We start from the raw sequence: 20,994 nt of genomic DNA, 5'->3' as shown, positions 1-20,994 counted from the left end.
TTCAACCCCCGTCTTTCCGAAAGGCGGGGGTTTTATCTGAGCCAAAGGATCTCGACGATTTCGGCAATCACCAGCGACAGCAGAATGTCGAGGACGACAACCCCAATCGCCAGGCTGACGGTGGCCTGAAGGGCAATCCTGGCCACCAGAAAACGGTACCAGAGCACGACCACGACACAGGTCAGCGACAGCAGCAGCGCAATCCCTGTCGGAATGATGCCGAGCAGGAACAGGATGTAATTGATCGTGAACGGAATGGATGCCAGCAGGCTGGTCCAGTTGCGGACCACGATGAAGGGCACATAGCGATGCGAAATCCCGATGGGGGAGGCTAGCGCTGCCATAATCAGGGGCAGGGCAATCCAGTCGACCCCAAGCCCGAACGCCTGGGCGCTCCAGAAGGCCCGGTTGGGGAACCCTTCCGGATGAAACAGATTTTCCAGAAAATAGATCTGACGTTCGGACAGGCCCGCCAGCAGGAAAAACGGGATCAGCAGGAACACGACCTGAAACGAGCGCCAGAACCCATGAATGGACTGGTCGAAAAACGCCATGCCTTCCGGCCTGTTGCGCAGCAATAGCCAGGAGCCGTCCAGCGCCGCCCGGATTTCCGTCATGGTGATCAACGTCAAGCCGCTCCTGACTCGTGCCCAAAATATCCGGCCAGAAAACGGGTGTAGATGGCCGTCAGCCGTTCAAGATCCACGATCTGGGTGCATTCATCAACCTTGTGCATGGTCTGCCCCACAAGTCCGAACTCAACAACCGGACAATAAGTCTTGATAAACCGGGCGTCAGAGGTGCCGCCCCCGGTTGTCAGGGCGGGTGTCCGGCCCGTTTCGGCGGCGACCGCCGCACTCAAGGTGCCGATCAGCGTATCGTCGCGGGTCAGAAACGATTCGCTGGCATCCGGCCGGAAGGTGATTTCCCGGCTCAGGTTGCCCATGTCCACCGCCTCCAGGGTTTCGGTGATCCGGGCCTTCAGGCTCTCCAGGGTCCATTCATCGTTGTAGCGGATATTGAACCGGGCTTCGGCCCGGGCCGGGGTAACATTGAAGGCTGGATTGCCAACATCCACCGTCACGATCTCCAGATTGGACGGTTCAAACCGCGTATTGCCCTTGTCCAGCTCCAGACCATCCAGCGCGCTCAGGAGGCGCAGCAGGCCGGGCACCGGGTTGTCGGCCAGATGGGGATAGGCCACATGGCCCTGAACGCCGGTCACCATGACAATGCCTGAAAGGGAGCCGCGGCGGCCGATCTTGATCGTGTCGCCCAGCGTGTCCACATTTGTCGGCTCGCCGACGATACAGGCATCGAATCTGTGGCCCTGCGCCTTTGCCCAATCCAGCAGTTTCACAGTGCCGTTGACGGCGGGCCCTTCTTCATCACCGGTGATCAGAAAGGAAATCGTGCCGCCAAAATCAGGTCCGTGTGCGCCGATGAAATCCAGCGCCGCTGCGGCAAAGGCGGCAATGCCGCCTTTCATGTCGACCGCCCCGCGGCCAAACAGGTAACCGTCGGCTATTTCGCCCGCAAACGGGCCATGGCGCCAGTCGCTTTCCGCTCCGGCCGGAACAACATCCGTGTGCCCGGCGAAGACGAAATGCGGTGCGCCCGAGCCGATCGTTGCGAACAGGTTCTCCACATCCGGCGTGTCCTTGTCCTGAAACGTGACCCTTGAGACCGAGAACCCGGCCTTGGCCAGAAGCGTTTCCAGCGTGGCAAGGGCCCCCCCTTCGGCAGGAGTGACAGAGGGGCAGCGGATCAGATCCTGGGCGATGGAGACGGCAGAAGACATCAGAGGGGAACTCGGTTTCAAAGGAGAGTTGCGGGCAGGGAGGACGGAAGGGGTCAGGACTTGCGCCAGTAGCTGTTGGGCATCGGTCCGCTGCGGTTCGGCTTGTCCTGGCTTGGCACAAAGCCGAGCAGAAAGAACATCAGCAGGTTGACGAAAGGCAGGAAAATCAAAAGCGCCCAGAAGCCGCTGCGGCCCAGATCCTGAAGGCGCTTGATCACCATGGCAATCTCAATCCAGTTCAGGGTGAGCAGAACAAACGGAATCAGCGGGTTGGAGGACAGAAAGGCCGCCAGGGTCATTTCCTCCCTAGTGGGCTGGGCTGGAAGGGACAGCATCCAGAGCCTGAGGAGAAGCGACATAACCAGGCAGATAAAGGCAAAGCAAAGCCAATAGGGCTGACGGCCCATGCGCCCGAAGGGACTGAAAAAAGCCCAGGCTGGCCCGGGGGCGACATTTGCGCTTGTAGGGAGTGTGGTCATCCAGTCCTGCTTACGAAAATTGATCTGTTAGGGAGGTAGACGCATACGCGGCCGGGATCAAGCGCCGCCCTTGGACTGCACCGGTATTTATCGCAAGGGGGGTCTTCTTCTGCCAGTTCGTAGTTTCTGAAATTTGCAAATTACGCAGCGGATTATTGGTAGATTTGCGGCGTGGACGAGTCTATTTTGGGGCAATTTCAAAAAAGCCGTCGGGGGCAGCTCCATGCGCGTTGTGTTACGCAAGTCCATCCATCTCTGTGCAATCAGCTTCTTTTTCGCAATCTTCAGCCTTTTTCAACAAACCGCCTTTGCTCAGGACACCCAGGGGGATCTGCCTCCTGCCCTTCAGAGCGACGCGATGCACAAGCTGGTCTCCGATCTGGACCCGGATCAGGTCGAGGCGCTAACCGATCTGATGACCCTGCTGCAGCAAAGCGCCGCCACCAAGGCGCAGGCAGCCCCGGCAGCGAGCCAGGGGCCCAGCCTGCTGCAGCAGCTGCAGACGATGGCCAATGACTTCGCGGCCATGGTGAGCAACCATTTTCAGAACCTGCCCGAGCTCTTTTCCAGCATCGCGGCAAGCCTGACCGCCCTGGTCTCCGGTGAGGTCGCAGGTCCTCTGCTTGTGCTGCTCATCGGCATTGCCATCATTCTGATCGCCGGGTTTGCAGCCGAGTTTGCGATGAACCGCTTCACTGCCACCTTGCGCGGCAAGATCCGCGATAAGTCCCCCGAAAGCCTTTTTGAAACGGTCAAACTGGTGTCGACCCGGGCCGGGCTTGACCTTGGTGGACTGGTCGTTTTTGTCGTAGTGGCGGTCATTGCCGGGCGGACTGCCATAGCCGATCCTGTGGCGCGCAGCTTTGCCCTGCAAGCAGTCTTCTGGATCGTGTTCATCCCGCGGCTGGTGGCGGCCCTGCTCCGGTTTGCGCTGGCGCCCAACCGCCGCGAATTGCGGCTTGTAACAGCAGATGATGCAACCGCACGGGCTCTCTATCACAATTTCACGACGCTCTTCACTGTGGTCGGTGTTGCCTTTTTCCTGCGCAACATTCTGCACGGCGCGGACGAGAACGTCGCCGGGACCTTCCGTTTCTTTGTCGGCTTTGCGGTCAACGCATGGATTGTCTCCATTGTCTGGAAGGCCCGGCACGGCCTCACCAGCATCATTTTGGGGGATGATGAAGACCCGACTTCGGGTCTGGAGCGCATGGCCCGGTTCTGGCCGTATTTTTCCATGGCCTTCATCATTTTCAACTGGGTTCTGGTTCAGGCGGCGACCAGCATGGGCAGCGACGCGTTGACCGCCGGGCGGTCCCTGGCCGTGATCGCGCTTGTGGTGTTCGCACCGTTTCTGGACACAATGGTCAGGGGCATTGTCTCCCATATCGTGCCCCCGATGCAGGGGGACGGACCGGTAGCCGAAGCCGCGCATCTGCAGACCCGGCACAGCTATGTGCGGATCGCCCGGGTCGCCCTTCTGGCATTCCTGATCCTGATGGTCGGGCGCATCTACGGGCTCAACCTTTTGGCGCTTGGTGCCAATGACGGATCGGCCGTCGCCCGCGACAGTGTCATATTCCTGCTGATCCTGGCCGCCGGGTATCTGGCCTGGGAGGTGACCAATCTGTGGGTGTCCCATCAACTGGCCAAGGATTCACCGCCAGCGGAAAATCAGGATGATGATGCGGAAATGGGCGGGGCCGGCAAATCGCGCATGGCAACAATCCTGCCGCTCTTGCGGGTGGTCCTTCAGATCACCATCCTCACCCTGACGGTCCTTCTGGCGCTGTCCCAGCTCGGGGTCAACATCACGCCGCTTCTGGCCGGGGCCGGCGTCATCGGTCTTGCCGTCGGCTTCGGCGCCCAGACCCTGGTGCAGGATGTTGTGTCCGGGGTTTTCTTCCTGATGGATGATGCCTTCCGGCTTGGGGAATTTGTCGACACGGGAGATGCCCAGGGGAGCATCGAGAAAATCTCGATCCGCTCCCTGCAGCTGCGCGGCACCAGAGGGGCCGTCCATATCGTGCCCTATGGCCAGATCCCCAAACTCACCAACCTGTCCCGCGACTGGGTGATCATGAAGCTGAAATTCACGGTGCCCTTCGACACGGATGTGGAGAAAGTACGCAAACTGTTCAAGCGGATCGGCCAGGACATCATGCAGATGGACGAATACAAAGACGACATTCTAGCGCCGTTCAAGGGGCAGGGCGTGGCGGATGTGGACGATGTCGGCATTGTTGTGCGCGGCAAGTTCACCACCAAGCCCGGCAAGCAGTTCGGCGTGCGCAAGGAAATCTACAAGCGCGTGCAGCAGGTGTTTGACGAAAACGGCATTCAGTTCGCGCGCAAGGAGGTGCGCGTGCAATTGCCCGACATGTCCCAGATGGACGAGAAGCAGAAGGAAACGCTCACCTCCGCCGCCGCCGCCGCCGCAGCGGCCGAGCAGACCAAACCGGCGGCCGAATAAACGCTCTTGCAGTGAGCACCGGCCGGTCTGACCTTTAACGCTCTTGCGGAAAGCCCCGATACAGGCGGTGCAGTGCCCCGTGGCACAGGAGAAATTCTGTGTCATGGACGGTTCAAATACACTTCTTGAGAGATTTATTTTTTAAAATTCAGCCACTTTCACGATTTGCACGCGGGCTCGAACTCACATCAAATATTTCGTTTAGAGGGATAAGGAATTTCTCCCGTTGAGACTCCCGCTGATCCATGCGTAACATTGTGTGTCTGAAGGAGGGCAGACGCGTTCATCATCCGGCTTTTGGGAGGAAGCTGAACCATGACCGATATCAAGACTGCCCCCGCCGGGGCTGGCGCGCCTGCGGGCGCAGACCGCCAGGCCCCAACATCTCAAACTGCCGCACCACACGCGCCAGTGGCTCAAAGCGCCGCGGCGATGCGCCCCATGCCGCAGGTCAACAAGATCACCGCCAATGATGTCATCGATGCGCTGGCCGCCGGTCTGATGGATTTCCGGCGGGCGCCCGTTTACGGCCTCGTCATCGGTGCCCTGTTTGCCGCAGGCGGGCTGTTTGTGGTCCTCAGCGCGGCGGCCCTCAACATGAGCTACCTGTCCTATCCGGCCGCCGCCGGTTTCGTGCTGATCGGGCCATTTGCGGCGGTTGGCCTTTATGAGGTCAGCCGCAGGCTCGCCTCCGGGGAACCGCTCACCTGGACAGCGGTCCTTGGCACGATCTGGGCCCAGAAGGGCCGGGAACTGTCCTGGATGGCTTTTGTGGTGCTCTTTATCCAGATCATGTGGATGTATCAGGTGCGGCTGCTGCTGGCGCTTTTTCTGGGCTTCAAGTCCTTTGCCAGCTTTGATGCGTTCCTGGCTCAGGTCATTTCCACGCCGGAAGGGCTGATGTTTCTGGCGGTCGGCCATGTGGTCGGGGCGATCCTGTCCCTGATCCTGTTTTCGCTGACGGTGATTTCCTTCCCGCTGCTTTTGGAGGAGGACCGGGATTTCATCACCGCCATGATCACCAGTGTGCGTGCCGTCGTCGTGTCCCCCGTGCCGATGATCGGCTGGGCGCTGGCGGTCACCGCGCTGTTGATCGTTTCGATGGCGCCGGCGTTTCTGGGCCTGATTGTGACCTTGCCCGTGCTGGGTCACACCACCTGGCATCTTTACAAGAAATGCGTTGTGATCCCGCCGGACGAACAGCCCGCCGCCTCCCAGAGCGCTTCGCGGTCCGGTGTCGTCTGATCGCTTTGTCTGTTGCGCTGACATCTTTAATGTCAGGCCGTGGCAGGTAAAGCAGATCAAACGCGGCTTGCTCGATGAGGCTGCAGGTCTTGTTTGGTCAGGCTGGTATAAGGTCCCGTAAAGAGAGCCTTAGGCTCTCCATGGCACTTTGCCACTGTGATTTGAACGCACAGGGCAAGGAGTTCGGAACATGAGCACAGCTGAAGTGGCCAGACGGTCCTGGTCTGGCCTGAGCGGGCTGGCAGCCGGCGCCTGCGCGCTGTTGCTGGCGCTGTTCCTGCACAGTGCCGGGCCGCTCGAGCCTCAGCCGACCATAGGCCAGTCCATTGGGGAAATTGCGGCCGATATCAGCAAGTCCGCCCTGCGGGGCCTGAAGGGCGATCCGCAGCCGGAGCCCCAGGCCCGGCCCTGGAGCCTTGACCGGGCTGTGGCAACTGCCGCCTATCTGTTGGGCGGGCTGGCGATTGTTCTTGGAGGGATTGGCTTTATCCTGAAAGAAAACCGGCGGCTTGCGTTTGGCGCCATCGGCTTTGGCGGCCTTGCCATCGGGTTTCAGATGTTCGTCTGGATGGTGATGCTGATCGCCGGTGTGGTGCTGCTTTGTGCGATCCTGGCCAATTTCAGTGAGATCCTGGGCGGCAGCTGAGCCATCATTCTGCTATGTATCAGGCGTCCCCGTCAGGGGCAGCATCCAGGGCTGCCTTGCGGGCCTGCCAGTCTTTCAAGAGCTCTATATCCAGTTCCGCCGGGCGGTAGTCGACGCGGGTCAGATAAAGCCCGTCGGCAGGGGCCACCGGGCCGCAGGCCTTGCGGTCCCGTGCCAAAAGTGCCTTTGAGATGTCGCCGCCGCCCCACTTGCCTTCCCCCACCAGCCGCAAGCTGCCGACCATGGAGCGCACCTGATTGTGCAGGAAGGAGCGTGAGGAGCATTCGGCGATGACAAATTCGCCTTCCCGGAAGACGCGGAAGTGTTCAAGGGTCTTTTCCGGGCTCTTGGCCTGGCAGCGGGAGTGGCGGAACGTGGTGAAGTCGTGGTGGCCGACAAATTCCTGCGCGGCGTCGTGCATTGCCTTAGCATCCAGCTCCGGCTTCACATGCCAGGCCAGACCGAGCTGATGGGTCAGCGGCGGGATCCGGTTGTGGATGCGGTAGCGGTAGGACCGGCGGATCGCGGAAAAACGGGCGTCGAAACCCTCATGCATTTCTGCGCAGTCCAGAATTACCACCGGGTCCGGCTGGCAGTGAAAGTTCAGGGCCCCCATGATGGTTTTGACCGGCCAGGCTTTGCCGAGATCCGCGTGGCAGACCTGTCCGGTGGCATGCACCCCCGTGTCGGTCCGGCCCGCGCCGCCAATGGTGACCTCTTCGCCGGAAAAGGACCGGATGGCTCGTTCGATCACGGCCTGAACAGATGGCCCATTGGCCTGGCGCTGCCAGCCGCAGAACGGGCGGCCGTCATATTCCACCGTCAACTTGTAGCGTGGCATTCTGCGGGGCTCTGATTATTCGAATTCTTGAAACGGCGTGGCAAAAGCCACTTCAATCGGCAGATCGGCAGACCCGGCCGGGGTGAGAGCAAGCGCCATGAACGCATCGCCTGCATAGGGCCCCTGAACCTTGCGGGCGAGCTGCGCATCAAACCCGAAGCGCGGATAGTAGGAGGGTGGCCCGAGTACAAGCACCAGATCCTCCTCGAGCGTTTTCAGCGTCTCAAGGGACGCGCGGATCAGCTGCGAGCCGATGCCCTTGCGCTGCTGGCCGGGCCATACGGAGACAGGGGCGAGACAACACACCTGCAGGGCCTGTCCCGGGCCGATGGCCGCCGGAGTGACCCGGCTATAGGCAATGTGGCCCTGAACGGCGCCGCTGGCATCCACAGCCACCTGTTCCAGCACAAGGGCGCCGCAGTTGCGCAGTTGTTCAACCAGCCGGGCTTCCATGCCGGAGGGAAATGCGGCCGTCAGCAGGTCCCGGATGGCAGCCGTGTCCTCTGCAGTCACGCTGCGGATTGTCAGATCGGAGGATGGGGCCGCGCCGGTCATGGGTGTCTCCTGAAGCCTGTGATGCCAAGGGCCTAGTTTAGTTGAGTTGTGTGCCGGCAGAAAGAGCTGCACCGCGCAGGAAATCTGCGCCGTTCATGGGCTTCTTGCCCGCGCGCTGCACTTCTTCCAGACGGACAGCTCCGGAGCCGCAGGCAATCACGGGCACATCATCCGCGGACAGCACCGTGGCGGGCACCCCGCTGCCGTCCACCAGCGCGCTGCGCAGGATTTTCACCCGCTCCGGCTTGCTGCCAAGCGGCATGTCGCACCAGGCACCGGGAAAGGGGGACAGGCCGCGAATGTGGTTGTGAATCTCCGCCGCCGGCCTGGACCAGTCGATCCGGGTTTCCTGCTTGGAGAGCTTGGCCGCATAGGTGACACCGTCTTCAGGCTGGGCCTGCTCGCCAAGGGCGCCCCGTGACAGGGCCGCAAGCGCCCGCACCATCAGGTCTCCGCCGAGGCCGGACAGCCGGTCATGCAATTCCCCGGCAGTCATATTTTGGCCAATGGCCACGGTTTCCGACAGGCAGACCGGGCCTGTGTCCAGACCTTCTTCCATGCGCATCACCTGAACGGCGGTTTCCGTGTCGCCCGCCATGATGGCCCGGTTGATCGGGGCCGCACCACGCCAGCGCGGCAGCATGGAGGCATGCAGGTTCAAACAGCCATGGTGCGGTGCGTCCAGAACAGCCTTTGGCAGCAGCAGGCCATAGGCGACCACAACGGCAACATCGGCGTTCAGCGAGGCAAATTCGGCCTGCTCGTCCGGCCCTTTCAGGCTTTTGGGCGTGAAGACCGGGATGGCAAAGGACTCGGCGGCCTCATGGACAGGCGATTTTTTCAGGTCCATGCCCCGCCCGGCCGGGCGCGGGGGCTGTGAGTAGCAGGCAACAACCTCGTGGCCCTGACCGACGATTTCCATGAGGGTCGGCACCGAAAATTCCGGGGTGCCCATAAAGACGACACGAAGGGACATGAGGCTCCTGACGGGTTTTTGAAAATTTGCCCCTTATTGCGCCTTCAGCCGGTCCGGGCAAGGGGAGGGGCCGTCTTTTCAAGCGGCTTCAAGTTTCCGCAGAACTGAAGCAGACCTGTGCCGCTCCGGATCAGGACGCCATAGCCCCCAGAACGGCTTTCAGGAAGCCGGTCAGGTCTTCGGTGACAAAGTCGACATGGGGATAGGGATCGGCCTCCAGATCCAGGTCCCCCTGAAACACTTCCCGGCTGCCCCTGGGCACGATCAGCGCCGTGCGCATGCCGAGCTGGTGGGGCACGTGCAGGTTCTTGGCCAGATCCTCGAACATGGCCGCGCGGGCCGGGGCAATGCCGGTCAGGTCAAGGAACTTGTCATAGGTTTCCCGGTTGGGCTTGGGCACAAGATCAGCCGAGACGATGTCAAAAATATCTTCAAAATGCTCTGCAATGCCAAGGGCGGCGGCGGTGCGTTCCGCATGGGGGCGGTCGCCATTGGTGAAGATGAACTTCCGGCCGGGCAGGGCCTTGATGGCTGTGCCCAGATCCGGGGCGGGCGCAAGGCCCGAATAGTCAATGTCGTGGACAAAGGCGAGATAGTCGTCCGGATCGATCTTGTGCGTCACCATCAGGCCGCGCAAGGTGGTCCCGTATTCGTGGTAAAGCGCCTTTTGATGGGCCATGGCATCGGCCCGGCTGAGGTCGAGCAGCCTTTCCACATAGCGGGCGATCTGCTCGTTGATCTGGGCAAACAGATCCGCGTCATGCGGATAGAGCGTGTTGTCCAGATCAAAAACCCAGGCTTCCACCCCCTTGAAGACCCTAAGGTCCTGGCGGTGGGCGTGCTGGCCTTCCGCCGGCAGGGTGCGCTTGCCGGTCACGGGCGGATCAAGGTCCCTGCGCCGCCATCGGTGAACAGCTCCAGAAGCACCGCATGGGGCACCTTGCCGTTCAGGATGACAACGCCTTCCACACCCAGCTCCAGCGCCTCGATGCAGGTTTCAACCTTTGGGATCATGCCGCCGGAAATGGTGCCGTCGGCAATCAGCTCGCGCGCCTTGGCCACGGTCAGCTGCTTGATCAGATTGCCGTCCTTGTCGAGCACGCCGGGCACGTCGGTCAGAAACAGCAGCCGCTTGGCGTGAAGCGATCCGGCAATGGCCCCGGCGGCCGTGTCCGCATTGATGTTGTAGGTGGCGCCGTCCTCCCCATGGGCGACCGGGGCAACCACCGGAATGATGGCTTCCTTCAGCACCAGCTTCAGGACGGTCGGATCGACGCTGGACGGTTCACCGACAAAGCCGAGATCCACCACGCTTTCAATGTTGCTGTCCGGATCAACCACGGTGCGCTGCAGCTTGCGCGCGGTGACCAGGTTGCCATCCTTGCCGCACAGGCCCACCGCGCGGCCGCCTTCCGCGTTGATCATCTGGACGATTTCCTTGTTGATCGCCCCGGCCAGCACCATTTCCACCACTTCCACGGTGGCCTTGTCGGTCACGCGCAGGCCGCCCTTGAATTCGCTGACAATGTTCAGCCGCTGCAGCATCTTGCCAATCTGCGGCCCGCCGCCATGCACGACCACCGGCTTGACGCCGGACTGGCGCAACAGCGTGATGTCGCGGGCAAAGGCCTGGCCCAGCTCCGGATCGCCCATGGCATGACCGCCATATTTCACCACAACGGTCTTGTCGTCATAGCGCTGCATGTAGGGCAGTGCATGCGCGATGATGTGGGCGCGGCTGGACATGTCGGGCGTGGTCATGGACGTGAGATACTCAATCTGGATGCGGACAATCGGTTGAAGGACACTTGCTATAGCTGGTTTGTGCAGGCTTCACAATTCGCGGCTTTTCTCAAGTCTGTCAGACACTACTGGTTGGCAAGCAGGCACAATTCGGCCTTCAGGCCGTCAACGCCCTTGTTTTTTTCCGACGACGTTGCAAGGACAACCGGGTGGGCGGCCACCCGTTTGGTCAGCAGCGTTCTGGTCTCGTCCATCAGCCGCGCCAACTGGGGCGGTTTGATCTTGTCGGCCTTGGTCAGCACCACCTGATAGACCACGGCCGCCTTGTCCAGAAGCTCCATGGCTTCCAGATCGTTCTTCTTGATGCCGTGCCGGCTGTCGATCAGAAGGATCACCCGGCGCAGGTTCGGCCGGCCGCGCAAATAGGAGAAGACCAGTTCGGTCCAGGCCTCCACCAGCTCTTTCGGTGCCTGGGCATAGCCATAGCCGGGCATGTCGACAATGGTCAGCGGCGTGTCCGGGGCGATGAAGAAATTCAGCATCTGCGTGCGGCCCGGCGTGGACGAGGTCCGCGCCAGGCCCTTGCGGCCGGTCAGGGCGTTGATCAGGCTGGACTTGCCCACATTGGAGCGCCCGGCAAAGGCGATTTCCGTTCCGGCTGCTTCCGGAAGGTCGCGCATGTCGGTGACGCTGGTCAAAAAGTCCCAGGGCCGGGCAAACATCAGCCGGCCCGCTTCCAGGTCGTCTGGGGTATGGAGGGTATCGTCGCTCATGGCGCCTTCTACCCTGCCTCGTCCGCTGCGTCGAGAGCCGGTTCGTCTGCGAGGGCGGCCTCTTCGAGAAGATCGATATCCGCACCCCAGATGGCCTTCAAGTGCCGGGTGATCTTTGCGGCGGGCCAGTCCCACCAGGCCACCGCCAGAAGCCGGTCGATGCTGGCCTCATCGAAGCGCAGCCGGACGACACGGCCCGGATTGCCAACAACCACCGCATAAGGGGGCACATCCGAGGTGACCACTGTGTGGGCGCCGATGATGGCCCCGTTGCAGATGGTCACCCCCGGCAGCACAGTTGAGTGGGTGCCGAACCAGACATCATTTTCAACAAGCGTGTCGCCGCGCAGGTGATCGAAAATGCTGGCCGGGTCGAAGGCGGCCATCCAGGCGGCATCGAAAATATGAAACGGGTAGGTGGAAAACCCGGTCATGGCGTGGTTGGCCCCGTTCATGATGAAGCTGGTGCCATGGGCTAGCGCGCAGAACCTGCCGATTTTCAGCCGGTCGCCGATCGCCTCGAAATGATAGCGCACATTGCGGTTCTCAAAGTCCGGGGCATTGTCGAAGTCGTGATAATAGGTGTAGTCGCCCACCTCGATATTGGGGCGGGTGATGACGTTCTTCAGAAAAACCGTGTGCGGTTCACCGTTGAAGGGATGGCGTGTGTCAGGGGATGGGCCGTGCATGGGACCTCCGGGAAGCAAATGACATGGAAAGGAAATGGAGAGACGCTGTGCGTCTTCGACCTGCCGGCCGGCATCCTCGCCTTTCAGAACAGGTCTTGCTTCATCGGATCATTGGTCTGCACACTCCTGAGATTGGAAGAGATCAGGCATCTGCCTTTCAGGCAGACTGGAGCCTCTTCAACCACATCGGGCAGTGAGATACAAGCCGGACTTCGACAGGCAAACGGCAAAACCCTACTTGGACCGGCGGCTTTCCAGCCAAACATCGCGCAGGCCCTGAGGATGGCCCTTTCCGTCCACACGCCGCCCGATCCGCTCTTTGAGTTTTTCGTCCGGTTCCCGAAGATTGAAGGAGGCGGGCGTCATCAGCAGTCTGCCCAAAAAGAAAGCCCCGCGGAAGCGCGGGGCTTGAGGCTCTTTCCGGATTGTCCGGCTGGACGTCAGCTCTTGTCGTCCGGCGCCTGTTTCTTGCGTTTGAACATGGAACCCAGATTGTCCCAGAGCTCCACTTTGGCTCCCTGGCGGCGCATGATCACATATTGCTGGGTCACCGACAGGGTGTTGTTCCAGGCCCAGTAGATCACCAGACCGGCCGGGAAAGAAGCCAGCATGAAGGTGAAGACCACGGGCATCCAGGTGAAGATCATCTGCTGGGTCGGATCGGGCGGGGCCGGGTTCATTTTCATCTGGACGAACATGGTAATGCCCATGATCAGGGGCCAGACGCCCAGCATCAGCAGCTGCGGCGGGTCCCAGGGGATCAGGCCGAACAGGTTGAAGAGGGTTGTCGGGTCCGGGGCGGACAGGTCCTGAATCCAGCCGAAGAACGGCGCATGGCGCATTTCGATGGTGACGAACAGCACCTTGTAGAGCGAAAAGAAGACCGGGATCTGGATCAGGATCGGCAGACAGCCGGCCAGCGGATTGATCTTCTCCTTCTTGTAAAGCTCCATCAGCGCCTGTTGCTGCTTCTGCCGGTCGTCGCCGTATTTCTCGCGGATTTCCGTCATCTGTGGCTGCACGAGCTTCATCTTGCTCATGGAGACATAGGACTTGTTGGCCAGCGGGAAGAAGATCAGCTTGACGATGACGGTCACAACCAGAATGGCGACACCGAAATTGCCAAACAGGTGGAAGAAATAGTCGATGGCAAAGAACATCGGCTTGGTCAGGAAGTAGAACCAGCCCCAGTCGATCAAGAGCTCGAACCGGTTCAGGCCAAGGGCTTCCTCATAAGCGTCCAGAAGCTTGGTTTCCTTGGCGCCGGCAAAGAGATAGGAGCTGGTCTGTGCATTTCCGCCCGCCGGAACAGACACCGCACTGCCCAGGTAGTCGGCCTGGAAGTTGCCTGTTGTCTTGGAAAAGCTGAAGCTCGGCTGGAACTCCGCACCAGGAAGCGGCAGCAGGGTGGCGGCCCAGTATTTGTCGGTAATCCCAAGCCAGCCATTGTCGACCTTGGGCGGGCGTATGGCGCCGTCTTCTTCCAGGTCCGCATATTTGACCTGCTGCAGCCCGTCTTCGCCGAAGACCCCGAGAAGGCCTTCATGCAGGATCCAGATGCCACTGGTCTGCGGCACGCCCTTGCGCGCAATCAGGCCGTAAGGGTAAAGCGTGACCGGCGCGCCGGAGCTGTTTTCGACGGACTGGTCAACGGTGAAGAGATAGTTGTCATCCACCGAATAGGTGCGCTTGAAGGTCAGTCCGTCGCCGTTATTCCAGGTCAGGACCAGTGGCGAGCTGGGCGTGAGCGTTGCATCGCCTGCAACGGACCAGACCGTATTTGGGCCGGGCAGGGCAACATTGGCACCGGGATCGGCCACCCAGCCGTAATCGGCGTAATAGGGATTGGGGCTGCCCTTCGGCGAAAACAGCACGATGGTTGGGCTGCTCTTGTCGACGGTCTCGTGATATTCCTTCAGCCGCAGATCATCCAGAAGCCCGCCGGTCAGATTGACGGAGCCTTCCAGATGGGGCGTATCGATGACAATGCGCTTGCTTGCGGACAGGGCCTGCTCCCGGTTGGCAAAGGTGGCGGAGCCGCCTGCGCCCTGGGCCGGAAGGGCTGCTGTGCCGCCCGAAGCGTTGGCGGCAGGCTGGGGCGCGTTGGCGTGGCCGCTGCTGCCGTCTGCCGTTGCGGCCTGGCGGGCTGCGTCTTCCTGCTGCTGGGCCTGAAGGGCTGCCTGCTGGCGCTCAAGTTCCGGATTGGCAACAAAATATTGCCAGCCAAGCAGAACGATCAGGGACAAGACAATTGCAAGAATCGTGTTTCGGTTTTCAGAAATCAACTGGAGTTACCCCTGTTTCCTGCGCGATGTCGACTGAGACCCTTGAGCGCCCTTGTGACGCCCCTTGCGCGATTTGGACCGTCCGCGCGGCGTGTCCGGGTCCAGCACTTGGCTCAGGCCAGACTTAAGGTCTGCAACGAGTTTTTGAAAGGGAAGAGTGAGCGCGCTATCGCGCGCGACAAGCACAAAATCGGCTTTTTGCGGAATATCCCCGGCCTCTAACGCGGCAACGGCTGCCCTCAGGCGCCGTTTGATGCGGCTGCGGGCAACAGAATTGCCGGTCTTCTTGGTCACCGTGTAGCCCACGCGCGGCGCATTATCCGTGTCCCGCGGAAGGCCCTGAACGACAAAAGCGCGCCGACCCAGCCGGCCGCCTTTGGCGACCGCCAGGAATTCGGAGCGCTTTTTTAGAGTGTCCATGGCGGCGGATTGGTCCTGGCAGACGCCGCCAACCCGGCGCACTGCGCGCAGGTCGCCGATCAGGCGCTGAGGCTCTTGCGGCCTTTTGCACGACGGCGAGCAAGCACCTGACGGCCATTTTTGGTGGCCATACGTGCGCGGAAGCCGTGGCGGCGCTTGCGGACAAGACGGCTCGGTTGATACGTACGCTTCATTGTTCTTCCCCGCGCGGATTTGAGCGCGGCCCTTGTTCATTTAAATTCTTTGGAGAAAGCACCCGAAAGCGCCGGAAGAGCGCGGCAATTTCAGCCTTGGGTCCCGAATGCATGTCCCGATCGAGCGCGCTTATAAGCGCCGCGCCGCTTCAAGTCAACGTCACCAGACAAGAATCTGACACGAAAACCCGGATCACACACAGGTGACCGGGCCGCCAGATGCCGTCACTTCTCGGTGAAGCGCCGTTCTTTTTACCGGCTTTAAGGTACATCTGCCTTATGAAGCAATTGTGGCGGTCCTTTCCACCGCCTGACACCGATACGCAAAGTGGATGGATATGCTGGGGGACAAGGCAGACACCATGGCAGCGCCGAAGGAAACGGGCCCGGCGGCCGGAAGATCGGACGAGGCGGCCGCGCACAGACGCGGTTCCGGCGGATCATCCGTCGCCGCCAGAGCCCGAAAATGGTTGCCGATGGCAGCTTTGGCCGGGTTGATGGCGATTGTGTTTTCCACCGGACTTCAGGATCAGCTCAGCCTGTCGAATCTGATCATGCAGCGCCAGGGGCTGACTGCCTTTGTGGCACACCATACGGTCCTGGCGCTCCTGGCCTATATCCTGATCTATCTGGTGAGCGTCGCGCTGTCTGTTCCCGGTGCTTCGCTCCTGACCATTGCCGGGGGCTTCCTGTTCGGCTGGGTTCTGGGTGGGATTGCCACGGTGATCGGCGCGTCGCTCGGGGCCTCCATCGTGTTTCTGGTGGCACGCTCTTCCTTTGGCGATGTTCTGACCCGGCGGGCGGGCCCCTTTCTCGCCCGGCTGGCGGAGGGGTTACGCACAGAAGGCTTCAGCTATCTCCTCTTCCTGCGCCTCACCCCGGTCTTTCCGTTCTGGCTGGTCAATATCGCCCCGGCCGTCTTTCAGATGCCCCTGGCCACCTACGCCTTTGCCACCGTGCTGGGGATCATTCCGGGCACCTTCGCCTTTGCCTTTATCGGCTCCGGTCTGGACAGTGTCATCATGGCCCAGGAGGCCGCCAATCCGGGCTGTGCGGCGGCGGGAACCTGTGCCATTGAGATCAGTGCTCTGGTCACGCCCCAGCTGCTGGCGGCTTTCTTTGCCCTCGGAGTTGCAAGCCTCATCCCCGTGGTCCTGAAAAAACGCCGGTCCCGCAATTCCTAGCCTGGTCACTGCGTAATCCTGTCCCGCCTCCAGCAGAAACGGAGCCCTTCATGGCCAAATTGCTGACCCCAGACATTTGTGTCATCGGTGCCGGATCGGCCGGTTTGTCCGTCGCCGCGGCGGCGGCCGCTTTCGGGGTTGAGGTCGTACTGATCGAAAAAGGGCTGATGGGCGGCGATTGCCTCAACTATGGCTGCGTGCCGTCCAAGGCCTTGCTGGCCGCCGGAAAGGCCGCTGCCAGCGCGCAGAAAAACAAGGCATTTGGCATCCTTCCCATGGGGCAGGAGATCGATTTCGCAGCTGTGAATGACCATGTGCGCAGTGTGATAGACGAGATTGCGCCTCACGATTCTCAAGAGCGCTTCGAAAGCCTCGGTGTCACGGTGCTCAAGGCGGCGGCCAGCTTCACCGGGCCGGACAGGGCGCAGGCCGGGGAGGTGGAGATCCGGGCGCGCCGCTATGTGGTGGCCACAGGCTCTTCCGCCTTCGTGCCGCCCCTTCCCGGGCTGGATCAGGTGCCGTATCTGACCAACGAAACCCTGTTCACCCTGCGGAGCTGTCCGGAGCATCTGGCCATTGTCGGCGGCGGTCCCATCGGGCTGGAAATGGCCCAGGCGCACCGCAGGCTCGGCGCTCGCGTCACCGTGGTGGAGGCGGCAAGAGCTCTGGGCAAGGACGATCCGGAGCTCAGCGCCCTGGTCCTGCAAGCCGCGCGGGGCGAGGGCGTGGAGATTCTGGAAGAGACCCGCGTGGAGGCGGTCGCACAGACTGGAGATGGGCTTGTCTTGAGCGTCTGCGAGAAGGATGGTGTGGCACGGCAGATCGAAGCCTCCCATCTTCTGGTGGCGGCCGGGCGGGCGCCGAATGTGGACGGGCTGGGCCTGGACGCGGCGGGCATCGCCTATGACCGCAAAGGCATCCAGGTGGACAAGAGCCTGCGCACCAGCAACCGCAAGGTCTATGCGATTGGCGATGTGGCCGGCGGGCTGCAATTCACCCATGTGGCGGGCTATCAGGCAGGGCTCCTGATCCGTGCGCTTTTGTTCCGCCTGCCGGTCCGGATGGAACCCGGCATCGTGCCCTGGGTGACCTACACCTCTCCCGAACTTGGCCATGTGGGCCTCACCGAAGCGCAGGCCCGCAAGACCCATGGCAGCAAGGTCAAAGTCTTGACCGCCGATTACGCGGGCAATGACCGGGCCCAGGCGGAAGGCGCCCTCAAAGGCCGGCTGAAACTCATTGCAGGGCCGCGCGGCCGCCTTCTGGGGGCTGACATCGCCGGGGAGCAGGCCGGGGAGATCGTCAATCTTTTGTCCCTTGCCCTGTCTAAGAAGATGTCGATGAAAGACCTTGCCAGCTTCATCGCGCCTTATCCGACCCTCGGGGAACTGGTGCGGCGTGCGGCAATTTCGTACTATGCGGATGCACCGAAACGTGTTTGGTTGCGCTGCGTAATCGGTATGTTACGCCGGTTTGGATAAAGTATTTGAACCGGTGCCGGCTGAGGGCGGCACCGTCGGGACGAATGATCATGAAGCATGAGGGCGCGCCGGACGGCGCCGCAGTCTCTTCCCGGGCTCTGCACGGGGCCAGTGATGGAGCACCGGATCAGGCCCCGCCGCACCCGTCCCCGGGAGGGCCGGCCGGGGTAGATCAGATCCGTGCACAGGGGCACCGGCTTGGCGGGCTGTCCGGCAAGCTGCTGATCCTGACCGTGCTCTTTGTCATGTTGTCGGAAGTCTTCATCTATGTGCCCTCCATCGCCAACTACCGGGACACTTGGCTGATGGACCGGTTGACAACGGCGGGCGTGGCCGCGTCCGTTCTGGCCGAAACCAATACGATTGCCCCCCGCCTTCAGGAAGAGTTGCTGACCACCACCGGCGCGATTGCAATCTCGCTGGACCAGGGCTCGCGCCGCAGCCTGATTGCCATGCAGGATGTGCCGCAGAATGTCGATTTCGTGATCGACATGGCCCATGACACGGCGGTCTCCTCTATCCTGGGCGCGTTCCAGATCCTGACCTACCAGGGCAATGGCGTTATGCGGGTGGTCGGTCTTGGCCAGATGGGCCACACGGAGCGGGTGGATGTGGTGTTGCCGGTCAAGCTGCTGCAGCAGGACATGCTGGCCTTTTCCGGCCGCATTCTGGCGCTGTCGCTGGTGATTTCCGGTATCACAGCCAGCTTGGTCTATATTTCGCTGCGGGCGCTGTTCATCCGGCCCCTGCGCCGACTCACCCGGTCCATGGAACGCTTTGCCGACAACCCGGAGGACACTTCCCGGATCATCACGGTCTCCGGCCGCAAGGACGAGCTGGGCGATGCGGAAATCCGTCTTGCGGCCATGGAGGAAGCGCTGTCCCGGGCGCTTCACCAGAAGCAGCGGCTGGCGGATCTTGGTCTTGCGGTCTCCAAGATCAATCACGATCTGCGCAATCTGCTGGCCTCCGCGCAGCTGTTTCTGGAGCGTCTGGAACATGTGCCGGACCCGACGGTCAGCCGTCTTGCGCCGAAAATCCTGGCAACGCTCGACCGGGCCGTCGGCTACACCCAGGCGGTGATGGCCTATGGCAAGGCCCAGGAGCGTCCGCCCCAGCGCCGTCTTCTGGCGCTGCGCCGTCTTGGCGATGATGTGGCCGATGTGCTGGCTCTGGCCGATCACGGCACGGTAACCTTCGAAAACAAGGTGCCGGAGGAGGTGGAGATCGACGCGGACCCGGAACAGATCTTCCGGGTGCTGCTCAATCTGGTGCGCAACGCGCTTCAAGCGCTGGAAGCGGAGCGGGACAGCAGTCTGATCCGGAGGATCACCCTGGCGGCAGAGCGCGAGGGCGCCTGTGTGCACGTGACGGTGTCCGATACCGGGCCCGGCATTCCGGGCAACATCAAGTCCGCCCTGTTCAAGGCCTTCCATTCCGGCTCGAAAACCGGCGGCGTCGGCCTTGGCCTTGCCATCGTGGCAGAGCTCTTGAAAGCCCATGGCGGCTCCATCCATCTCGACGAAACCCATCCGGGCACCTGCTTCCGGATCGAGGTGCCGGACCGGTCCGCTTGAGGCAGGCCGTGTGTCATAGGGGCTGCCTCAAGCGGCCTGACCTCAAAGATGTCACTGCAAAAGACAAAGCGGTTTAAAGCCATCTGACCACGGCGGCTCTCAGGGGCAGGGCGCGCAGTCCTGTTATGCACAGCCAGGCGGGGCGAGCGGGGAACTGGCAGGTTTCTGCGGGTAGCGCGCTAATGTGACAGTTCCTTGAAAAAAACTTCGAAAAGCCCCTTGCATTCCCTGCCGGACCGCAGTAGGTAAGCGCCCTGTCCGGGGCACACGCCCCGCAGCGCCAAGACGGTCGCAATATTGCCTTAAGGCTTCGACGACACGCTCTTGAGCAGATCAAGCACCGGTAGCTCAGCTGGATAGAGCACCAGACTACGAATCTGGGGGTCGGGGGTTCGAATCCTCCCCGGTGCGCCATCTCACACTGATTGCTTTTAAAACCCTCTAAAACCTTGTGTAGCGCGCAAGATCACTTGGCGCATCGCGCAAGATCACTTGGCTCCCATTTCACACTGACATTTGGGACGAGGCAAGGCAGCGCCCTGGACCGGTGATCCCAGAAAATTTTAGTTTGGTTCATTACCTCGGCGACGGCCGCAATGCGCCGCTATTGTGGATGGAGAGGCCAGCTTCGTTGCTTCCCGAAATCAGACGTTGCCAAAGAAAAGGCAGCCTACTTGATTTGCGCCAAAAGCGGCCATAGCCAACAAGGGCCCAATGCGAGCGAGACTGAATAGTCCCACGACGCCCACATCAGTCTTTGTGGGCGAACAAGAGGCCCATCGGCGACTTTTTGAGTGTATGCGCTGGCGGTACCGAGGACCCGTGGACACCAATATCGGGCACATTCAGCTGTTGACCGGCAAAGATCAGATTTGGATCGGCGATATGCGCATTGAGCGCAAGTAGTTCCGGCAATGAAACGTTGAACTGAGCGGCGATCCCTAACATGGTGTCGCCGGGCCTAATAATATGAATTCCAGTCATTATTACCTCCTGTTAAAATGAAGCGCCTAGGTGGCTTGCACCGAGCCGGGAATGAACTTGTTAGCCAGACCTTCAAGTGTATCGGTGCCGGCATATCCTGCCGCCATCAGCCCGACGAGCACTTCCTTGGTCAAGGCAAGTTTCATCGACGGTTCTGATATGAGAAAGGCAGTCAGCGCGCCGGCAAGAAAGCCAATGAACAAGCTGGTGTAGAAACGGCTTGCGCTGAAACTGGTGGAAAACAGAGTGCCGTTGTTTCCAGCGGCATCCTTGAGTTTTTTCAAGCCGATTGCGGCACGCAGGCCTTGACCCAGCATTCCCATGAGCCCTCCGGCCAACAAGACGGTGGTTACGAGATCTGTTGCTTCAATCGTCACAACAATAGCCTCCTCGAGAACGGCGGCGGGGTTTTACCCTTCCGCTTCTTGTCTTTGGCTATCTCGTTGAAATCATGGTGCGAATTCGTCATCATCGCACCTCAGACTTTCAAGGTCTAACTGTGCGAGATGGCTTTCCCACTCTTCCAGCACCTCAAGGTGGACCTGTCCCGGATTTGTACCGCTCCTTTGACTTGGTATTTTGCCACAAAGGAGAATGTTCATGGCATCACGTCACGGCGCGGAGTTTCGCGCAGAAGCAGTCCGGATA

General features: G+C 61.0%; 22 protein-coding genes and 1 tRNA gene. 7 read left to right on the top strand and 16 right to left on the bottom strand.

Annotated elements, in window-relative coordinates; genetic code table 11:
- Positions 1-32: 32 nt before the first annotated feature.
- Genes ACXAH0_RS19225 through ACXAH0_RS19215 form a run of 3 tightly spaced genes read right to left on the bottom strand, consistent with a single transcriptional unit; the run spans position 33 to position 2,280 of the window.
- Positions 33-632 (bottom strand): hypothetical protein, encoded by a 600-nt coding sequence (locus ACXAH0_RS19225; protein ID WP_475185346.1) that lies wholly within the window; start codon positions 630-632, stop codon positions 33-35.
- Positions 629-1,801 carry a succinyl-diaminopimelate desuccinylase gene (gene dapE, locus ACXAH0_RS19220; protein WP_475194232.1) on the bottom strand — a complete coding sequence of 391 codons (1,173 nt, stop codon included), beginning with the start codon at positions 1,799-1,801 and terminating at the stop codon, positions 629-631. The genes ACXAH0_RS19225 and dapE overlap by 4 nt, the downstream gene beginning before the upstream one ends.
- A 53-nt stretch (positions 1,802-1,854) precedes the next feature.
- The gene (locus ACXAH0_RS19215) at positions 1,855-2,280 is read right to left on the bottom strand and encodes a DUF805 domain-containing protein (RefSeq protein ID WP_475185350.1); all 426 of its coding nucleotides are present in this window, start codon (positions 2,278-2,280) and stop codon (positions 1,855-1,857) included.
- A gap of 223 nt (positions 2,281-2,503) precedes the next feature.
- Here ACXAH0_RS19215 and ACXAH0_RS19210 point away from each other — a divergent pair, with 223 nt between their 5' ends.
- From ACXAH0_RS19210 to ACXAH0_RS19200, 3 genes are all read left to right on the top strand, one after another.
- Positions 2,504-4,753 (top strand): mechanosensitive ion channel family protein, encoded by a 2,250-nt coding sequence (locus tag ACXAH0_RS19210; RefSeq protein WP_475194230.1) that lies wholly within the window; start codon positions 2,504-2,506, stop codon positions 4,751-4,753.
- 432 nt (positions 4,754-5,185) lie between these two features.
- Positions 5,186-5,998, top strand: a complete 813-nt coding sequence (locus tag ACXAH0_RS19205) for a DUF2189 domain-containing protein (RefSeq protein ID WP_475194394.1) — start codon at positions 5,186-5,188, stop codon at positions 5,996-5,998.
- A gap of 190 nt (positions 5,999-6,188) precedes the next feature.
- The gene (locus tag ACXAH0_RS19200) at positions 6,189-6,644 is read left to right on the top strand and encodes a hypothetical protein (RefSeq protein ID WP_475194227.1); all 456 of its coding nucleotides are present in this window, start codon (positions 6,189-6,191) and stop codon (positions 6,642-6,644) included.
- Positions 6,645-6,663: 19 nt separating this feature from the next.
- On the opposite strand, the gene truA is transcribed toward ACXAH0_RS19200, so the two are convergent.
- The 11 genes from truA to rpmH all read right to left on the bottom strand — a co-directional run bounded on the left by truA (position 6,664) and on the right by rpmH (position 15,120).
- Positions 6,664-7,485 (bottom strand): tRNA pseudouridine(38-40) synthase TruA, encoded by an 822-nt coding sequence (gene truA / locus ACXAH0_RS19195; protein WP_475194225.1) that lies wholly within the window; start codon positions 7,483-7,485, stop codon positions 6,664-6,666.
- A 15-nt stretch (positions 7,486-7,500) separates the two neighbouring features.
- Entirely contained in the window at positions 7,501-8,040 is a 540-nt protein-coding gene (locus ACXAH0_RS19190) for a GNAT family N-acetyltransferase (RefSeq protein ID WP_475194223.1), read from the bottom strand.
- Between the two features lie 37 nt (positions 8,041-8,077).
- Entirely contained in the window at positions 8,078-9,016 is a 939-nt protein-coding gene (gene fmt / locus ACXAH0_RS19185) for a methionyl-tRNA formyltransferase (protein WP_475194221.1), read from the bottom strand.
- A 130-nt stretch (positions 9,017-9,146) separates the two neighbouring features.
- Positions 9,147-9,893 carry a pyrimidine 5'-nucleotidase gene (locus ACXAH0_RS19180; protein ID WP_475185371.1) on the bottom strand — a complete coding sequence of 249 codons (747 nt, stop codon included), beginning with the start codon at positions 9,891-9,893 and terminating at the stop codon, positions 9,147-9,149.
- Positions 9,890-10,777 carry an acetylglutamate kinase gene (gene argB, locus ACXAH0_RS19175; protein ID WP_475185375.1) on the bottom strand — a complete coding sequence of 296 codons (888 nt, stop codon included), beginning with the start codon at positions 10,775-10,777 and terminating at the stop codon, positions 9,890-9,892. Before argB ends, ACXAH0_RS19180 begins: the two co-directional genes overlap by 4 nt.
- A gap of 107 nt (positions 10,778-10,884) precedes the next feature.
- Complete coding sequence (yihA, locus tag ACXAH0_RS19170; protein ID WP_475194219.1) at positions 10,885-11,532, bottom strand: ribosome biogenesis GTP-binding protein YihA/YsxC; 648 nt, start codon at positions 11,530-11,532, stop codon at positions 10,885-10,887.
- A gap of 8 nt (positions 11,533-11,540) precedes the next feature.
- The gene (locus tag ACXAH0_RS19165) at positions 11,541-12,221 is read right to left on the bottom strand and encodes a CatB-related O-acetyltransferase (RefSeq protein ID WP_475185384.1); all 681 of its coding nucleotides are present in this window, start codon (positions 12,219-12,221) and stop codon (positions 11,541-11,543) included.
- 234 nt (positions 12,222-12,455) lie between these two features.
- Positions 12,456-12,587 carry a hypothetical protein gene (locus ACXAH0_RS19160; protein WP_475185387.1) on the bottom strand — a complete coding sequence of 44 codons (132 nt, stop codon included), beginning with the start codon at positions 12,585-12,587 and terminating at the stop codon, positions 12,456-12,458.
- Positions 12,588-12,661: 74 nt separating this feature from the next.
- Positions 12,662-14,503, bottom strand: a complete 1,842-nt coding sequence (gene yidC / locus ACXAH0_RS19155) for a membrane protein insertase YidC (protein ID WP_475185414.1) — start codon at positions 14,501-14,503, stop codon at positions 12,662-12,664.
- 9 nt (positions 14,504-14,512) lie between these two features.
- The gene (gene rnpA / locus ACXAH0_RS19150; RefSeq protein WP_475185390.1) at positions 14,513-14,926 is read right to left on the bottom strand and encodes a ribonuclease P protein component; all 414 of its coding nucleotides are present in this window, start codon (positions 14,924-14,926) and stop codon (positions 14,513-14,515) included.
- A 59-nt stretch (positions 14,927-14,985) separates the two neighbouring features.
- Complete coding sequence (gene rpmH / locus ACXAH0_RS19145; RefSeq protein ID WP_006934271.1) at positions 14,986-15,120, bottom strand: 50S ribosomal protein L34; 135 nt, start codon at positions 15,118-15,120, stop codon at positions 14,986-14,988.
- A 362-nt stretch (positions 15,121-15,482) separates the two neighbouring features.
- On the opposite strand from rpmH, the gene ACXAH0_RS19140 reads away from it, so the two are divergent.
- From ACXAH0_RS19140 to ACXAH0_RS19125, 4 genes are all read left to right on the top strand, one after another.
- Complete coding sequence (locus tag ACXAH0_RS19140; RefSeq protein WP_475194216.1) at positions 15,483-16,304, top strand: TVP38/TMEM64 family protein; 822 nt, start codon at positions 15,483-15,485, stop codon at positions 16,302-16,304.
- Positions 16,305-16,354: 50 nt separating this feature from the next.
- Complete coding sequence (locus tag ACXAH0_RS19135) at positions 16,355-17,785, top strand: dihydrolipoyl dehydrogenase family protein (RefSeq protein WP_475185398.1); 1,431 nt, start codon at positions 16,355-16,357, stop codon at positions 17,783-17,785.
- 50 nt (positions 17,786-17,835) lie between these two features.
- Entirely contained in the window at positions 17,836-19,362 is a 1,527-nt protein-coding gene (locus ACXAH0_RS19130) for a sensor histidine kinase (RefSeq protein WP_475185403.1), read from the top strand.
- Positions 19,363-19,699: 337 nt separating this feature from the next.
- Positions 19,700-19,776, top strand: a tRNA-Arg gene (locus ACXAH0_RS19125).
- A 336-nt stretch (positions 19,777-20,112) separates the two neighbouring features.
- On the opposite strand, the gene ACXAH0_RS19120 is transcribed toward ACXAH0_RS19125, so the two are convergent.
- Together ACXAH0_RS19120 and ACXAH0_RS19115 are read right to left on the bottom strand one after the other, a co-directional pair.
- Positions 20,113-20,346, bottom strand: coding sequence for a LysM peptidoglycan-binding domain-containing protein (locus ACXAH0_RS19120; RefSeq protein ID WP_475194215.1), 234 nt, complete (start codon positions 20,344-20,346; stop codon positions 20,113-20,115).
- Positions 20,347-20,372: 26 nt separating this feature from the next.
- A complete protein-coding gene (locus ACXAH0_RS19115; protein WP_475194213.1) occupies positions 20,373-20,723 on the bottom strand; it encodes a hypothetical protein in 351 nt (116 codons plus the stop codon).
- Positions 20,724-20,994: the final 271 nt, after the last annotated feature.

This window comes from Roseibium sp. AWQ4_290 (genome assembly GCF_056160985.1).
Note: the sequence above shows the minus strand (reverse complement) of the source record. Positions and strands in the feature narration are given on the sequence as shown.

Excerpts from the sequence above, each read along its gene's own strand:
- dapE (WP_475194232.1), bottom strand. The coding sequence starts at position 1,801 with ATGTCTTCTGCCGTCTCCATCGCCCAGGATCTGATCCGCTGCCCCTCT.
- ACXAH0_RS19135 (WP_475185398.1), top strand. The coding sequence starts at position 16,355 with ATGGCCAAATTGCTGACCCCAGACATTTGTGTCATCGGTGCCGGATCG.
- ACXAH0_RS19140 (WP_475194216.1), top strand. The coding sequence starts at position 15,483 with ATGGCAGCGCCGAAGGAAACGGGCCCGGCGGCCGGAAGATCGGACGAG.
- ACXAH0_RS19130 (WP_475185403.1), top strand. The coding sequence starts at position 17,836 with ATGAAGCATGAGGGCGCGCCGGACGGCGCCGCAGTCTCTTCCCGGGCT.
- ACXAH0_RS19165 (WP_475185384.1), bottom strand. The coding sequence starts at position 12,221 with ATGCACGGCCCATCCCCTGACACACGCCATCCCTTCAACGGTGAACCG.
- ACXAH0_RS19215 (WP_475185350.1), bottom strand. The coding sequence starts at position 2,280 with ATGACCACACTCCCTACAAGCGCAAATGTCGCCCCCGGGCCAGCCTGG.
- ACXAH0_RS19120 (WP_475194215.1), bottom strand. The coding sequence starts at position 20,346 with ATGACTGGAATTCATATTATTAGGCCCGGCGACACCATGTTAGGGATC.
- ACXAH0_RS19205 (WP_475194394.1), top strand. The coding sequence starts at position 5,186 with ATGCGCCCCATGCCGCAGGTCAACAAGATCACCGCCAATGATGTCATC.
- ACXAH0_RS19210 (WP_475194230.1), top strand. The coding sequence starts at position 2,504 with ATGCGCGTTGTGTTACGCAAGTCCATCCATCTCTGTGCAATCAGCTTC.
- ACXAH0_RS19160 (WP_475185387.1), bottom strand. The coding sequence starts at position 12,587 with ATGACGCCCGCCTCCTTCAATCTTCGGGAACCGGACGAAAAACTCAAA.
- fmt (WP_475194221.1), bottom strand. The coding sequence starts at position 9,016 with ATGTCCCTTCGTGTCGTCTTTATGGGCACCCCGGAATTTTCGGTGCCG.
- truA (WP_475194225.1), bottom strand. The coding sequence starts at position 7,485 with ATGCCACGCTACAAGTTGACGGTGGAATATGACGGCCGCCCGTTCTGC.
- rnpA (WP_475185390.1), bottom strand. The coding sequence starts at position 14,926 with ATGGACACTCTAAAAAAGCGCTCCGAATTCCTGGCGGTCGCCAAAGGC.
- argB (WP_475185375.1), bottom strand. The coding sequence starts at position 10,777 with ATGACCACGCCCGACATGTCCAGCCGCGCCCACATCATCGCGCATGCA.
- ACXAH0_RS19200 (WP_475194227.1), top strand. The coding sequence starts at position 6,189 with ATGAGCACAGCTGAAGTGGCCAGACGGTCCTGGTCTGGCCTGAGCGGG.
- rpmH (WP_006934271.1), bottom strand. The coding sequence starts at position 15,120 with ATGAAGCGTACGTATCAACCGAGCCGTCTTGTCCGCAAGCGCCGCCAC.
- ACXAH0_RS19190 (WP_475194223.1), bottom strand. The coding sequence starts at position 8,040 with ATGACCGGCGCGGCCCCATCCTCCGATCTGACAATCCGCAGCGTGACT.
- yihA (WP_475194219.1), bottom strand. The coding sequence starts at position 11,532 with ATGAGCGACGATACCCTCCATACCCCAGACGACCTGGAAGCGGGCCGG.